This is a genomic window from Klebsiella sp. GL120222-02 (assembly GCF_003097195.1).
Taxonomy (GTDB): Bacteria; Pseudomonadota; Gammaproteobacteria; order Enterobacterales; family Enterobacteriaceae; genus Klebsiella; species Klebsiella variicola.
This window is the reverse complement of the sequence record NZ_QEQO01000006.1, coordinates 296,626-309,891: the sequence shown is the minus strand read 5'-3', so window position 1 is coordinate 309,891 and position 13,266 is coordinate 296,626. Positions and strand designations below refer to the sequence as shown.

The window sequence follows — 13,266 nt, the reverse complement described above, 5'->3', positions numbered from 1 at the left end:
ATGATGCCGGCAAAACCGGTCAATTGAGGGATAAGGTTTTTTCCATCGGTAAGCTGGTAAAACGCATCAGACGGGCCGACGGTTCGCGTGCGCGCTGCTGAGCATCCGGCAGGCTGCGCCATTCGCCCCCCTTAGCATCATATTCCCAGACCTTCAGCGAGCCGATATTTGGGCTGGCGGCAATCGACCACACCAGCAGCGATTCGGCATCACAGACGGCTTCGATCGGCTGGCTACCGGCGGTGCGCAGGCGGCCAGAACCCGGCAGCAGCTGCGTTGATGCTTCGCCGGTCAGTTTCAACACGCTTCGCCGCAGGGCCACCAGCTGGCTACGCGCTTCATCCGGGTCATGCTGAATGTTAATCCACAGATTTTCATTGTTACTGAAATTGTGCCGGTCGGCGTCGTGACCACGCACCGTGCGCTGCAGTTCCATGTCGAGGCCACAATCCCCCTCGGTGGTCAGCGCGACGCCAACAATATTGCCAGTATAAGAGATAGAGAAGCGAGGAAGATGACGATCGCTAAAAACCGGTCGGCCATTGGCTTCATTGATGATTTCAGGCAGCTCGCTGATACCGTAAAGCATAAACAGCAGTTCGGCGAGTAGCGAACGCGAAGCGCGAAAGCGAGCCTGGCGGTATTCAGGGAGTAGGCGTGCGGATTGATGACAGGCCGCTGACAAACGTGTCGATAGCGGCTCCCCGGTACTAAGTATCCCTCTTGCAAAATGCGTTGCCATACGTCGCTCCGTGAGTAATGGTCTGGATAAAATTGCGGGCGCTATTATCGCCTGGTATTAACAGGTTTTAATGCCGAAATCCCCCCTTGAAAAGGGAATTTGTTTGAATTTTACAAATTCTTGCGCAAATAAGGGGCGATAGACACGAAACAAGGCTTACAGCGTACCGGAATAGAGTGCTTTCAGCGTATCTCTAAGCCAGACGAGCTTCGGGTTGTAGCTGTTGCGCTTATGCCATAGCAGGGTGAAGGGAACGCGCAGCTTTTCCAGATGCTGCGCCTCCAGCGGTAGCGGCCGGGAGACTAGCGGCAGCTGGTGCTGCTGATTATAGTGCTGGCAGTAGCGCGGCGCGGTAGCCAGCATGGTGTGTTGCGGTTGAGCGGCCATAAAAAGCGATTGTTCAAACCCTGGCACGGTCAGCGCCACGTTACGCTTATACCCCAGCTCCTGCAGCACATCGTCCAGCGCCCAGGTATCGCGTTGTTCCCAGCAGATAGTGATATGCGGATAGCGTAAGAATGCCGCCAGATCCCACTCTTCCCTGAGCGCTGGATGATCGGCGCGCAGCCAGACCTGCGGCAGGTCGGTGAACAGTACCTCAAAATCGATATACCACGGCAGCAGGCTCAGCAGCTCCCGCGACTGTGGATGGCTTTCACGCCCGCAGAAGCCGATATCCACCTCGCCGCGAATGATGGCGTCCAGCGAGTCGTAGTCCCAGTTGCGCAAACGAATCAATGCCTGCGGATAGCGCTGATAGATGCGCTGGGAGAGGGTATTAAACAGGATCATCAGCAGCGGCGTTTCCGCCGCCAGCTCGAATTTGAGGCCGCTGGGCATGGTGTGGTGTGGTTTATCGAGGATCTGGTTGCCCATCTGCATCCAGTCCGCCAGATCCTGCTCCATGCTGCTGACCAGCGGCGTAGGCTCCAGACCCAGCGGGGTTTTCACAAACAGCGGGTCGTCAAACCAGGCGCGCAGTTTGGCCAGCGACTTGCTCACCGCTGACGGCGAAACGTTCATCCGCTTCGCCGTACGGGTAACGCTGAGCTCCTGGGTCAGGAGCTGCAGGCAGAGGAGTAAATTAAGATCAAGACTCGACAGCGGCTTCTTCATCGTATTGCGCAACCCGCGGCGGGGTGACGACCAGTAATAAAACAAGGCTCACTATGCTACAGGCAATGAGTATCCCGATCAGCATATTCATTGCGCTGAGTCCGATGATGGCGGCGAGCCAAATCCACAGCGATGAACCGCACACCTGCGCGATGCCGAGGACCGAACTGGCGACGCCCGCGCGCAGCGTGAACGGCCCCAGCGCCTGGCTCATTGCGACGCCGAATCCAACGGAGAAGCCGGCGCAAATCATGCCCAACCCGATCAGGGTGAGGGTCTGGCGGGTGGCGAGGCTCAGCGCCAGGCCTGCCGCCAGGAACAGTACCTGCGAAGTCAGCATTAAGGTGCGGGGGGTAAACAGCGACAGGGCGAACGGCGTCGAGAAGGAGACCGCCATGCTGATCATCGCCATCAGGGCCATCGCCATTGAGTAAGTTCCCCGGTCGAACCCCATCTCTTCCATCATCAGAACCGGAGAGACGTTCACGTAGGTCAGGATCGCCGTCACGCTGAGGGTGGTAATGAGAATGCGGCTGAGAAAAAAGCGGTTCAGCAGCGACTCACTGCCGCCATGCTGCGGTGTCGCAGTCTGCGGAGGTGCCGTCGGGCGCGTCTCGCGCAGGATAAAGACCGACAGCAAACCGACCATGACGCCCATGCCGGTCATGGTGTAGAACAGGCTCTGCCACGGATATTTCAGCATAATCAGGTGGCCAAGCACCGGCGCCAGGACGGGGATAATGCAGGTAATGCCGTTGAGCAACGACAGCACCTTGGCGCGGCGGCGATCGTCCAGCGTATCGCGCAGGATAGCGAAAGCCACCACGTAGCAGCTGCCGGCACCGATCCCCTGGATAAAGCGTCCGACGAGGAAGTGGCTGCTGGCATGCGCCAGGGCGCAGAGCAGGGAGGCGACAACAAAGATCACCGCGCCCACAATGGCGACAGGCTTACGTCCTGACCGGTCGGCGATGCGACCAGCAAACAGCATCGCGGAGGCCATACCGGCCAGATAGACTGAAAAGGCAATATGTAATTGTGCCTCGCTGGCCCCCAGGTCCTGAGCAATACGCGGCAGGCCGACCAGATACATATCGATGCCAGAGGGATAGAGCAGAACCAGGGCGAAACTGCAGAGAAGAAAGCGTGTCATGGGATCCTCGCGATGTGAATGGCGTTCAGCATAGTGAGGAACGCGGCACAAGACGAGTTGCCATTTGGACAACGCTCTTTTCCTGGCAGGAAACGCGAGTTAACGACTCCGGGTACGCCAGACGCGGGCCATCCCTTCGCTTTCCGGCCGAACGCTTTCAAAGCCGAACTTCGCATACAGCGCCGGCACATCCGCCACCAGCGTAACGTAGGCCCCGTCAAAGGCGTTAGCGTCCAGCCAGGCGATCAGCTTCTCCATCACCAGCCGGCCAAGGCCTTTTCCCTGATGAGCCGGATCGACGGCGACGTCGACAATATCGAAATTAATCGCGCCGTCGCCGACGATACGTCCCATCGCGATCGGCGTCTCCTGCCAGAGGATATGTACGCCGTAACAGCTATGCGGCAGCCCGGCTCTGGCGCCTTCCAGGGGGCGCGGCGACATGCCTGCCGCCACCCGCAGGTGGCAAAACGCTTCGGCGGAGGGCACCTTCTCGATCACGGTATATTCAACGGTCATGCTTTAGTCTCGTGGTAAAAGGGGAGATAAAAGTAGAGAACGTTGCGCCGCAAAGGGCAAGAAAAAACCCGCATTAACGCGGCGTTAATGCGGGTGAGTGAACGTTTACGGACCGATACAGAAGCTGGAAAATCGAGCTAACTCGTTAATCTATCAGCGATACGTTGCCTTGAAGTCATGGCTATGGGCACATTCAAGGACACAGAAAAACAAATAGCTGGTGGAGCCACGGTTAAAACCATCACCCTATGAGGACTTAGGGGAGTTCAGCTTTTATTGCAGATGTTCCCGTAATGGCAATAGCTTTTGTCAATGAATCGAGCCTCCTGAATAACTGAGCGGACGATTTTATGCAGTGCGCATAGCCCTCTGTTATGAGGCGATAAGCATAGTTTTTGCGTACTGACTTGCGCTATAGTCCCCACGTTGCGGCAAAACCGCAACCGGAATTGGCGTTCCGAATTATCACGAGTGTCGGTAGCGATGTTTGCAGTGCTACTGGCGCGGCCTGCGCTCGCCCCTTCAATGGTGGCTCAGGCAGGGGCTTCGAAAGAAGCGCCGGGTCGTGATAACCGGTACGCCAACCCTGTCTGGGTCACCACCAGTGAGCCTGGCGTCTCCGGTGGTGGCGTTAACCTGCTTATCACGAAGCGGAGCGCTGCGTATGTGTCCTGTCCCTGAATATCCCTTTGCACCAGCCTCCGCCGGAGGTATCTATGAAAATCACCGTAGAACAACCCTCAGCCAGAGAACTGGTCGATCGCTCGCGAGTCTTGGTGCATGTGATGCTTGAGCATCCTGACGATATCGGCCCGAATTATGCGTTGCTTCTCATCCTTGCCGACCAGCTACAACTATTAAGGGATGCTTTTGAAGAGGATGAGGTCAGACGGCTTAGAGATGAGAAATTACCTCAGTAATTCTTACTGCGACCACAGCATCAGGGACAGATGTTGTGGTTGATTCCCCCACCTGCTTTTCCCTGGCTGGCTCCCCCATATTCTCTGAGGTGAATTCCATAGTCACAGCAATGGCGCGGGTTGGAAGGGCATCCCCCATCTTTCTCTGTTAAAGGTGAATAATGTGGGGGGAGTCGAGTACCTGCCAGTGTATCCCCCCACAGATTCCGAGTTCCATCATCATTTCCCCGTATCCAGGAGCCGGATCTGTTCTCCATCGAGCACAATCAGTTGCTCGCGCATCAGCTTCTCCAGCCAGCGCGAAAATTTCTTCTCGACGTTAATTCCCTTAGCCCGTAGATCGTCGCGCAAGAGCGCGCGGGTACAAGGCTTATTCTGGCTGATGCGTTGGTTAATACAGCGCCATAGCGCCGTATGGTTGCGGGTGATATGAGGAACACCGGGTGGTATGCCACTACTCAGTAAGTCATCGTCAGGTTGCCGGGGCTCGTCATTCAGCACCAGTGAGGTCACTGGTTCGCCATCGCTATCGGTATAGATAACGACTTCCTCAAGATCGTAGGCGGTGACCTCCGGCATCTCCGCATCTTTCATCTTTGTACAACTCAGGGTGATAGCGTTGCGACGTCCCTCGCGCCTGACGTTAAACTCGGCATCCAGCGCGGCCTGAAAAGCACTTGAACCGCGAGCGCCTCGTTCCTGATCCTTACCCGAGTGATGAACGATCATCATCGCTGCGCGCGTATGATACCGAATGGCGTCGCAACCCTGGATAAATGCGCCCATATCCCGCGCGGTGTTTTCATCCGAGTTACCAAAACAGCGGGCCAGCGTATCGAGGATGATCAGCCGTACCGGCATTCCGGTCATGTTCTGAATGTCCTTTGCCGCCAGGATAACCTGTTCGATGCTTCCCGGAGCGGCTGGAAAGATCGGGCAGTCGACGCGAAACAGGTTATCGAGCGCCATCTCGTCATTAACGCTGAGTTCCCAGGCGCGGATCCGCCGCGATACACCGGTTCCTCCTTCTCCGGCGATAAACAGCACAGCCCCTTGATTGACTCGCCTTCCGCCCCATGACGTACCGCTGGCAATATGGCACGCCAGCGATACCGCCAGAAAGGATTTAAAAGAGCCGCCGGGGCCGTAAATACTGCACAGCGCCCCGGCGGGAATAAGTCCTTTAACCAGATAATCCTGACTGGTATTAAATCCTTCCGAGCCCCGGCGCAGCGGAAGGGAGGTGGTGAGAGTACGGTCTGATGCTGTCATGACTTAAGACCTGAGATTTGCAGGAAGCTGCTGGTTGAACACAATCCGGGAAATGGATTCACCGTAGTGACGGTAAAATTCATCCCAGTCGCTCAATGTGGTGTCTGCAGGGAGAACCACACAGCCCTTCACTACCTCGGCAGCGGCGGTTGCATTCAGCAACCCGGTATTTTTTTCCTGACTGCAATCATTATCGCCAGCCAGGATAAGGTGGCATTCAGGCCACTGCGCCCGGAAAGCGATGGCCACATTTTTCAGGTTGTGCGCCGACAGGGCAGCAACGACCGGAAAATGATGAAGGCATGAGACTGCAAGCGCGGTTGCATATCCTTCGGTAATGATGATGCCTTCCGCTGGTTTGCTGTCCGGTACCCAGGGTTCCGGTCTACCGTTGCGGCTCGCCTGATGTACCGGGCAAAAACAATCCTTCAGATGGCTACCGGGCAGCAGGTACTTTTTCCCTCCAGGATGAATGAACTGCGCACCTGTCAGCTGCGCGCCTGTATTTCGAATTGGCAATACCAGCGTACCCGCCCCGAAATGCACGCCGCAGATTGTCCGGCTACTACGCTCAGTCAGAAGCCACTGGGCTCGTCGCCAGCCTCGCGTTGTCAGATACGGCGCTTCTCCGGATTCGCAATGACGAAGCAGTGTCTTAATACGCGATTCCATATTCAAAGCCTGTGATTTTTCCCTGGCTGGCGGAACCAGCGGTACAGGATCCATGTCCTGCACCATTCCGGCGGCCGCAACCAGTGCGCAACCGAAGAAGCGGGAAACCAGATCCAGTCCGTCACCTGCGCCGCACTGATTGCAGAACCATGTGCCGCGCCCCTCCAGATCATCCATCCTGAAGCGATCCTTACCCCCACAACAGGGACACGGGCCATGCCGATGATTTGGTGGAATGGGAATACCAAGTTTTTCAAATATTTTCGGCCAGTTATTGCGTGCCCGATCGGAGACGGCAGAAACGTAATAGCTCATGATTGCCTCCCATACACCTGCTGGATGTAGCGCCCTCGACCATCGCCATGACCAAGATCCATCGCAACCATCGCCCTGGCTTCCTTTATACTCAGCCCCAGTCCCTGGTAGTGCGCCATCGCCTCCTGCGCCCATGAATAGCGCAGACTGTGTGGTGCATAGGGGCCAGTCAGCCCAGCGCGAACTGCGCTGGCACGCCAGTAATTCATTGCGGCGCGCAGATCGGGTTTATTGAGCAAACGTCCCCCGCGTTGTGTCATCAGGGGTATAGCCTGGTTCAGGATGCTGCGTAGCCTTTCAGGTTCGAGCACCACTGTCTGACGGGAACGTGATCCTTTGGTGCCAAAAACCACCTGCAATCGATTTTCTCCACGCTCTAACGCAGCGGCCCATGTCTTCAGAGACTGACAACACTGCACTGCTTCCTGTGAACGCAAACCCATTGCTCTGGCAAGCTCCAGCGTCAGAGCCAGCCCTTCATCCTTTTCATGAAAAGCAGACAGCGCCGACAACCAGCGTTCTGAGGTTAATGGCAGATGCGTTCCTGCCCGGCTGGCGTTACCCAGCCCGAGCGCTTTATTGCTGATGCGCTCCGATTGGGCAAATTTTTGACGTCCAGACTGAGCAAGGATGGTGCGCAGGGCAGCCATCTCGTTTTGTAGCGTGCGTGGCGTAATGCCTGCTTCCCGTCGCGCCATCACGTAGCTTTCGATATGTGACGATTTCAGATGCTGGAGATCCTGAATCTGGATATTCAGCTTGTGCAGATGCTGGCTTAAACGCCCGGCGATGCGGAGGCGATCATGGACTGTTTTAAAACTGCCGCCAGCCAGCAGGGCGAGTTTTTCCATGCGTTTTGTAAGTTTCGACATAGCTACTCTCCACTCAATTCTCCGACGCGCGGTTGGACACAGCGTGCTGTGCTGAACGATACCGGTGCGCCGGAGAATGCGCGGATGAGGTATGACGGGGTACGGTGATGCACGAATGCAGCCGCCTGCTCAGGCAGGTATATCCCCACAGGTAAAATAACCTGTCCTCCGGTATCGGTTCGGTAGTGCTGGTTTCTCCTCCTGGTAAGTGAATTTCTGACATCTGTTTGAGTGTCAGCCTGTTTGTTGCAGTGGATTTGCAGGCAGTAGCTGGGTTGAAGCTGATCTGCGCGCTGGCGTCACTTTCACTCGCTTACGCTCTTAAAAGTGACGCCGCGTTTTGCACATTCAGCAGGAAGTACGGACGCAAAGCCTTCGGCAATGCCGTCCGACTTCTCTACAGCGTTCTGTCTGTCGCTACGCTTGCAACAGGGTAGCGATAAAGGGTGTGGTCACCTGTATCGAGACAGGAAGTCAGTTTCAGACCACGCTTCGTTCCCTGGTTGACCGGGGGGCTGACCGCCAAAGGCGCTTCTTACAGGTCGCAGTTCGTCTTAGAACAGGAAGCTTTTAGGGGTACTGCTATGAGTTGGGGATAGGGTAGATCTGGGGAAGGGGGAAAGCTGCGGGAAACTGTTTTGGGGATTTGAAAGTTTTATATGTAATGAAATAAAAATTTATGGCAGGTATAATCGAAAACACTTATTCGATAATGCTCTTATTAGAATGTCAGTTATACATATTAAGGTTGCGAAAAATGAATGCTCATAAAATATATATGCCACCCCCCTCGAATTGGCAGGATTTTCAAACGTTAGTGGGTGACGTTGCCAGATTGAAATATGTTCCAGAGTCAGTTCAAGAGTATGGAAGGCAAGGTCAAAAACAAAATGGAGTAGATGTTATTGCAGAGAGTATAAATGGAGATATAATTGGCTTTCAATGCAAAGAGACAAAGAAAGGCAATATTACTAAAGAGGTTGTTGACTGTGAGATTGAAAAAGCTAAAAACTTCGTGCCTAATTTATCTGTGTTCTTTATAGTTACAACTTCCCCTAGAGATGTACATTTGCAAGATTACTGTAATAAATTAAATAAAAATGGTGGTCTTGGGTTTAAAGTTTATATGAAGTTTTGGGATGATATGATTGACGATATTAATCGTTCTAGATCATTACTTGTATCATCTTATAAGTATTACCTCGAGGAATTCGGAACGCGGGAAAAAGAAGCCCATCTGTATGCAATAGCTCAAGCCTTTAATCGGCCAGCATTTACAGATGATTTTTTGCATGAAAGAAATATATCTGACTTCGAGTCTGCATTGGTTGACACCAAGGCTTTGCTAAGAACAGGATATTTATATGATCGCTTTGGTAAAAATTTAGTATTGCAAACCATTCCCTCATCGACAATCGGTTGCATAGAATATAAGACATTTATCGATGAGGTTGATAAAAGCATTGAGGTAATTTATCAGGCTGTATTAAAGGATAAAAAATTGCTACAGAAAAACCCCCGGCAATTTGATGAGCGCGCTGGGGAGTATAATATAAAAAGGAGAAGGCTTATGCGTAAGATAAATGAAATTTTAAATGATAACAATATACAAAAAATAGATTGTCATTATTGATTTTTACTATTGTTGGAGATGGTTGATGGAAATTAACTCCTTTACAGAATTTCATGGTGTTTTTGGTGAATATAGGAAAAATAATCAATGGATGTTCCGTGGTCAAGCTAATCATTCATGGGAAGTAAAGCCTAAGGCAGGAAGGCATCCTTATCTTGAAAAGGATGATTTAGAATATCTTGAGGGTTGGAAAAGGAAAGCGTCTGAATACATTAAAGCTAAGCCGCAAAATGATTGGGAATGGATGGCTATTGCACAACATCATGGATTGCCAACGCGATTGCTAGATTGGTCTTATAATCCTTTAGTAGCTGCTTTTTTTGCGTGTCTCTCTGAACCTGAGGAAGATGCCGCTATTTACTGCTTATCCCCACATTGGGAGATTATCCCTGATAAAGCGAAACCGGGTAAGCATAGTAATATCGCTAGATATAAACCTACTATGGTTGCATCTAGAATTGGTTTGCAAAGTGGGTTATTTACAGCCCATCCAAACCCTGATGAAGATATTTCAAAAGGTTTAAGTAAAGAAGATAAATTTGAAAAACATATTATCAAGTCATCTTATAAGAAACAGATGCTCTTTGAGCTCAATCATTATGGTATTAATAGATTGACATTAATGGGGGATCTTGATGGATTGTCATCACACATGTGTTGGATTCTAGAAAACCGACGTTATTGGGTTGATCATGATGAGTTTTTAAGTGAGTTATCAGGAAAAAAACCTGTTAAGTGATATGGTTAATTTATTATGCCGCCTTTTGAATGACGGCATAAATAGTCATAGAAAACGCCTAATTATGAGAGAGGAATCTCTATTAATTTAAAATTTAAACGGGACCACTACATTTTCGTAATTATCTTGTTTAGGCGGAGTATACTCGATACCACATATATCTGCTAACAAATGAGGTTTTACACACAGTTTATCTGCAAGCATTTCGAATGAAATACCCAACTGTTCTTTTAAAACTAATAAACTCTCTTGTAGTATATGAGGTTCTTCCATTGGGATGGAATCATCATATTTTTCTTTTTTAGTTTGTCTAGTCTGGCTAAACCAAACATTGGCACTTCTGTACTGCTGAGCATTAATAAATCCTAAGAAGTGAGCACGATATATTATCGCTCTTGCACTCATTTTCCATCTTAATTTTAGGTTGTATACTTTTTTCCAATCAATTGTTCCTCTTGATGTTATACAAGCAGGAAATTCTCGGGCAAAAGATTTACGTGGAAATAAAAATGCACTAGCAAAAGCATCAGCTTCTCTTTCTGTTTTTTTACAACCAGTTTCAATGCCATCATGCATGATTAGATGACCACATTCATGTGCAATATCAAAACGCATTCTACAAACGCTTTCTTTAGCAGTATTACGAATGATAATAGGGTATTTCCTGTTAATAGAAAGAGCGTCAACTTTATCTGAGACCCCATCAAAAGTCGTAACTATTGCTCCTTGGTTTTCAACAACATTAACCATATTGTCTATAGGGGCATCATCTGTTAATCCCCAGCGAACTCGAGCACCCTCTGCAATCTTTTCAATAATAGGAGCAGTGAGTTCAGGGATCTTCTCATTATCAATTAGATTAAAACGGTTCTCAGGTAAGTCTAAGTGCTCATATAATTCAGATACTAATTGTTCAAGAATAGTACTATACGATTGCACCCTTTCCTTCACACCAGCAGGTGTTGTCTGGCGTTTACGAAAATGGCACTGTTCTGGTTTTACATCACCAGCCAGAGGATATTCAAAAAATTTAGGCGATACCTGCAAGAGCTCTGCCAAAGCATTGCGTATATCATATGCAGGTGCTCTGGCATCACTCTCATACTGGTGGATGCTTTGTCTTGTAACCGCAACGGCATCCCCCAATTCTTGTAGGGTATAACCTTTTAGTAAACGGGCGAGCCTTAACCGCTCGCCATAAAATGTCATGGACATAGCTTACTGACCATCATTCGTATCATCATTTTTTGCTTTTTTCTCTTCTTTCTTTTTAACAGAAACGACTGGTTTCTCGATTTTCACAGGCTCAGGAAGTTCTGCATCAATTGAGCTGATAGCTGGCACTTTCTCATTGAGTGGAATCTCCCAGCATGAAACTTGGGCACCTTCAAGGAAACCTGTGAATGTTACCCGATCCACATATCTGAATTCGTCAACTTCAATTGCAAAAAACCATATGATATCTGCTGCATCACCAACTTCTTCAAATAAGAAACTAGCCTGGCTCAGAGCTTCATAACATGGAATTAATCGACGTTCTTCAGGACTATCTGGCTTACCTCTATAGAGTCTCACTGGTACTGATTTGATGGAAAACGTAAATTTACCATCTTTTTTTACAATTCCAAGCCAGGGCCATTCTTCTGAGTCCATAGAAGCACGAGCTATCCGTGTTCTGCAACATTCATATGCCCGCATACCGGTTGCGCGCGCTGAGTCGCCTAAATCATCATCATGTCTGTCGACCACATCATCTCTAACGTCGCGGATGAGAGAGGCCAGTTTCTTTAGGCGTTCTTGTGTAAGTTCAGGGTTTAGTTCCCATGGTTGTTTCATTATTAAAAGTAATCCTTGTAGCGTAGGGCTGGTGTAGATCCTGATCGGATTCAGGTGAAATGTAACTTAATAATCTTGCGTTTTTATGGATTTGTCAAGCTTGAGTGAAAAAGTCACTTTATTGTCATCTTGTCAATTTTCTTTTAATTATTTGATTCATAAGCCTTCCCAAACTTCCCGATAACCACCTTCCGCCCCTCCTCAATCTGCGCATCAACAAAATCAGCCCAGGACTGAAGCATCTCCCGGCGCTGATTCAGGTACTCTGCACGGTTGTAGACACCGCGAACGCCGCCAATCTTATGCGCCAGGCATTTCTCTACCCAGTCGGAGTTGTAGCCTTGCTCATGGAGCAATGTGCTGGCAGTACGCCGGAAGTCATGAATAACAAAATCCCTGACGTTCAGATCCAGTGTACGCACCGCACAGTTCAGCGTTGTTTTGGAGATCGGGCGTCGGTGGTCGTTTCGGCTGGGGAAGACGTATGGAGAATCTCCGGCCAGAAATTTTAACTCTTCGAACATCGCCAGCGCCTGCTTTGACAGCGGAACAATATGCGGGTTATCCATCTTCATTCTTTCGCCGGGGATACGCCATTCCAGCGCGTTGAAGTTAACTTCATTCCATGTCGCTTCAATCATCTCCGATTTACGCACCATGCAGATGATCAGCAGGTGCAAAGCCAGCTTGTGGCGTCGGTTCATGTTAGAGGTGTAGATCCCCCGTAACAGGATGCCGATCTCTTCTGCTGTTAGCGCCACGTCACGGCTTGTTGCTTGTGCGATATAACGAGCCTCGATAGCGGCTGCCGGGTTGTTGAAGATGATTCCCCTGGAAATCGCATAGGCCAGCATGCGTTTAAGCACGTTTCGCGTCAGTAGCGCGACGTGATCCGAACCTCGTTGTTTGATGCGGTCGAGCACGACCTGAATGTGGGCAGTTGTGAGTTCTTCGAGTTCCAGCTTCCCGATGATGGGAATGATGTCCTTCTCGATAATGCGAGTGATGTTGCGCGGATCGCGGTTACTTTTTTCAACGATATCGGTCAGCCAGCGTTTGGCGAATGTTTTGACTGTCGTTGGGTCTTTCTGTTTAAGCTTTTCTTCCTGCTTTTTCTGAGCCGGATTGATGCCATGAGCCACCATTGAGCGACACTTTTCACGCCAAAGACGCGCTTCTGCAAGTGAGAAAGCCGGGTATTCGCCCAGCGTGACCTTTTGCGATTTGTTGTCAAAGCGGTAGCGGAAACGCCAGATTTTTCGTCCGGTGGGAAGAACTTCAATCACCAGCCCGTCATGATCGGCAAGTTGCCAGGGGCGGTTTCTGGGAGTAAGTGTGCGTAGTTTGGTATCTGAAAGTGCCATATCTCACCTCTACAGTGTGTCCATGAGCATCCTTTCTAATTTATTGTTTAATATTGGATTATTAACGCCTTCTTTTTCACTGTGTCCATGAGAAGGCAGATTTGAGCGTTTTT

General features: G+C 50.3%; 13 protein-coding genes and 1 pseudogene. 4 read left to right on the top strand and 10 right to left on the bottom strand.

The genetic code is table 11. The annotated features are described in order from the left end of the window. Nucleotides 1-19: 19 nt before the first annotated feature. From N438_RS19125 to N438_RS19110, 4 genes are all read right to left on the bottom strand, one after another. Nucleotides 20-589, bottom strand: coding sequence for a phosphopantetheinyl transferase (locus N438_RS19125; protein WP_162493349.1), 570 nt, complete (start codon nt 587-589; stop codon nt 20-22). A 309-nt stretch (nt 590-898) separates the two neighbouring features. Beyond that, the gene (yidZ, locus tag N438_RS19120; RefSeq protein ID WP_116696419.1) at nt 899-1,858 is read right to left on the bottom strand and encodes an HTH-type transcriptional regulator YidZ; all 960 of its coding nucleotides are present in this window, start codon (nt 1,856-1,858) and stop codon (nt 899-901) included. Then, a complete protein-coding gene (locus N438_RS19115; protein WP_023298389.1) occupies nt 1,833-3,011 on the bottom strand; it encodes an MFS transporter in 1,179 nt (392 codons plus the stop codon). Before N438_RS19115 ends, yidZ begins: the two co-directional genes overlap by 26 nt. A 99-nt stretch (nt 3,012-3,110) precedes the next feature. After that, the gene (locus N438_RS19110; protein ID WP_040969908.1) at nt 3,111-3,530 is read right to left on the bottom strand and encodes a GNAT family N-acetyltransferase; all 420 of its coding nucleotides are present in this window, start codon (nt 3,528-3,530) and stop codon (nt 3,111-3,113) included. A gap of 522 nt (nt 3,531-4,052) precedes the next feature. Between N438_RS19110 and N438_RS19105 the strand changes: the two are divergent. After that, nucleotides 4,053-4,163, top strand: a pseudogene (locus N438_RS19105) (ash family protein); the annotation flags it as partial. A gap of 83 nt (nt 4,164-4,246) precedes the next feature. Next, nucleotides 4,247-4,450: a hypothetical protein gene (locus tag N438_RS19100; protein WP_000705806.1), complete on the top strand. Its 204-nt coding sequence runs from the start codon at nt 4,247-4,249 to the stop codon at nt 4,448-4,450. Between the two features lie 219 nt (nt 4,451-4,669). On the opposite strand, the gene N438_RS19095 is transcribed toward N438_RS19100, so the two are convergent. The 3 genes from N438_RS19095 to N438_RS19085 are packed head-to-tail and all read right to left on the bottom strand — an operon-like array spanning nt 4,670 to nt 7,581. Further along, nucleotides 4,670-5,722, bottom strand: coding sequence for a helicase RepA family protein (locus N438_RS19095; protein WP_110204293.1), 1,053 nt, complete (start codon nt 5,720-5,722; stop codon nt 4,670-4,672). A gap of 3 nt (nt 5,723-5,725) precedes the next feature. After that, nucleotides 5,726-6,709: a primase-helicase zinc-binding domain-containing protein gene (locus N438_RS19090; RefSeq protein WP_110211131.1), complete on the bottom strand. Its 984-nt coding sequence runs from the start codon at nt 6,707-6,709 to the stop codon at nt 5,726-5,728. After that, on the bottom strand, nt 6,706-7,581 hold the full coding sequence (locus tag N438_RS19085) for an integrase domain-containing protein (protein ID WP_032433712.1): 876 nt from the start codon (nt 7,579-7,581) through the stop codon (nt 6,706-6,708). The genes N438_RS19090 and N438_RS19085 overlap by 4 nt, the downstream gene beginning before the upstream one ends. Nucleotides 7,582-8,338: 757 nt before the next feature. Between N438_RS19085 and N438_RS19080 the strand changes: the two genes are divergently transcribed. Both N438_RS19080 and N438_RS19075 read left to right on the top strand, forming a co-directional pair. Next, on the top strand, nt 8,339-9,214 hold the full coding sequence (locus N438_RS19080) for a hypothetical protein (RefSeq protein WP_110204296.1): 876 nt from the start codon (nt 8,339-8,341) through the stop codon (nt 9,212-9,214). 25 nt (nt 9,215-9,239) lie between these two features. Continuing rightward, nucleotides 9,240-9,953 carry an FRG domain-containing protein gene (locus N438_RS19075; protein ID WP_110204291.1) on the top strand — a complete coding sequence of 238 codons (714 nt, stop codon included), beginning with the start codon at nt 9,240-9,242 and terminating at the stop codon, nt 9,951-9,953. 87 nt (nt 9,954-10,040) lie between these two features. Here the strand turns inward: N438_RS19075 and N438_RS19070 are convergent, their stop codons facing one another. The 3 genes from N438_RS19070 to N438_RS19060 all read right to left on the bottom strand — a co-directional run bounded on the left by N438_RS19070 (nt 10,041) and on the right by N438_RS19060 (nt 13,153). After that, nucleotides 10,041-11,168 (bottom strand): XRE family transcriptional regulator, encoded by a 1,128-nt coding sequence (locus N438_RS19070; protein ID WP_110204290.1) that lies wholly within the window; start codon nt 11,166-11,168, stop codon nt 10,041-10,043. A gap of 3 nt (nt 11,169-11,171) precedes the next feature. After that, nucleotides 11,172-11,789 carry a hypothetical protein gene (locus N438_RS28875; protein WP_000813008.1) on the bottom strand — a complete coding sequence of 206 codons (618 nt, stop codon included), beginning with the start codon at nt 11,787-11,789 and terminating at the stop codon, nt 11,172-11,174. Between the two features lie 143 nt (nt 11,790-11,932). Then, nucleotides 11,933-13,153: an integrase arm-type DNA-binding domain-containing protein gene (locus N438_RS19060; protein ID WP_110204289.1), complete on the bottom strand. Its 1,221-nt coding sequence runs from the start codon at nt 13,151-13,153 to the stop codon at nt 11,933-11,935. Nucleotides 13,154-13,266 lie beyond the last annotated feature (113 nt).

Coding starts and splice junctions, on each gene's coding strand:
- N438_RS19095 (WP_110204293.1), bottom strand. CDS start 5,722: ATGACAGCATCAGACCGTACTCTCACCACCTCCCTTCCGCTGCGCCGG.
- N438_RS19075 (WP_110204291.1), top strand. CDS start 9,240: ATGGAAATTAACTCCTTTACAGAATTTCATGGTGTTTTTGGTGAATAT.
- N438_RS19085 (WP_032433712.1), bottom strand. CDS start 7,581: ATGTCGAAACTTACAAAACGCATGGAAAAACTCGCCCTGCTGGCTGGC.
- N438_RS19090 (WP_110211131.1), bottom strand. CDS start 6,709: ATGAGCTATTACGTTTCTGCCGTCTCCGATCGGGCACGCAATAACTGG.
- N438_RS19110 (WP_040969908.1), bottom strand. CDS start 3,530: ATGACCGTTGAATATACCGTGATCGAGAAGGTGCCCTCCGCCGAAGCG.
- N438_RS19125 (WP_162493349.1), bottom strand. CDS start 589: ATGCTTTACGGTATCAGCGAGCTGCCTGAAATCATCAATGAAGCCAAT.
- N438_RS19060 (WP_110204289.1), bottom strand. CDS start 13,153: ATGGCACTTTCAGATACCAAACTACGCACACTTACTCCCAGAAACCGC.
- N438_RS19070 (WP_110204290.1), bottom strand. CDS start 11,168: ATGTCCATGACATTTTATGGCGAGCGGTTAAGGCTCGCCCGTTTACTA.
- N438_RS19080 (WP_110204296.1), top strand. CDS start 8,339: ATGAATGCTCATAAAATATATATGCCACCCCCCTCGAATTGGCAGGAT.
- N438_RS19100 (WP_000705806.1), top strand. CDS start 4,247: ATGAAAATCACCGTAGAACAACCCTCAGCCAGAGAACTGGTCGATCGC.
- yidZ (WP_116696419.1), bottom strand. CDS start 1,858: ATGAAGAAGCCGCTGTCGAGTCTTGATCTTAATTTACTCCTCTGCCTG.
- N438_RS19115 (WP_023298389.1), bottom strand. CDS start 3,011: ATGACACGCTTTCTTCTCTGCAGTTTCGCCCTGGTTCTGCTCTATCCC.
- N438_RS28875 (WP_000813008.1), bottom strand. CDS start 11,789: ATGAAACAACCATGGGAACTAAACCCTGAACTTACACAAGAACGCCTA.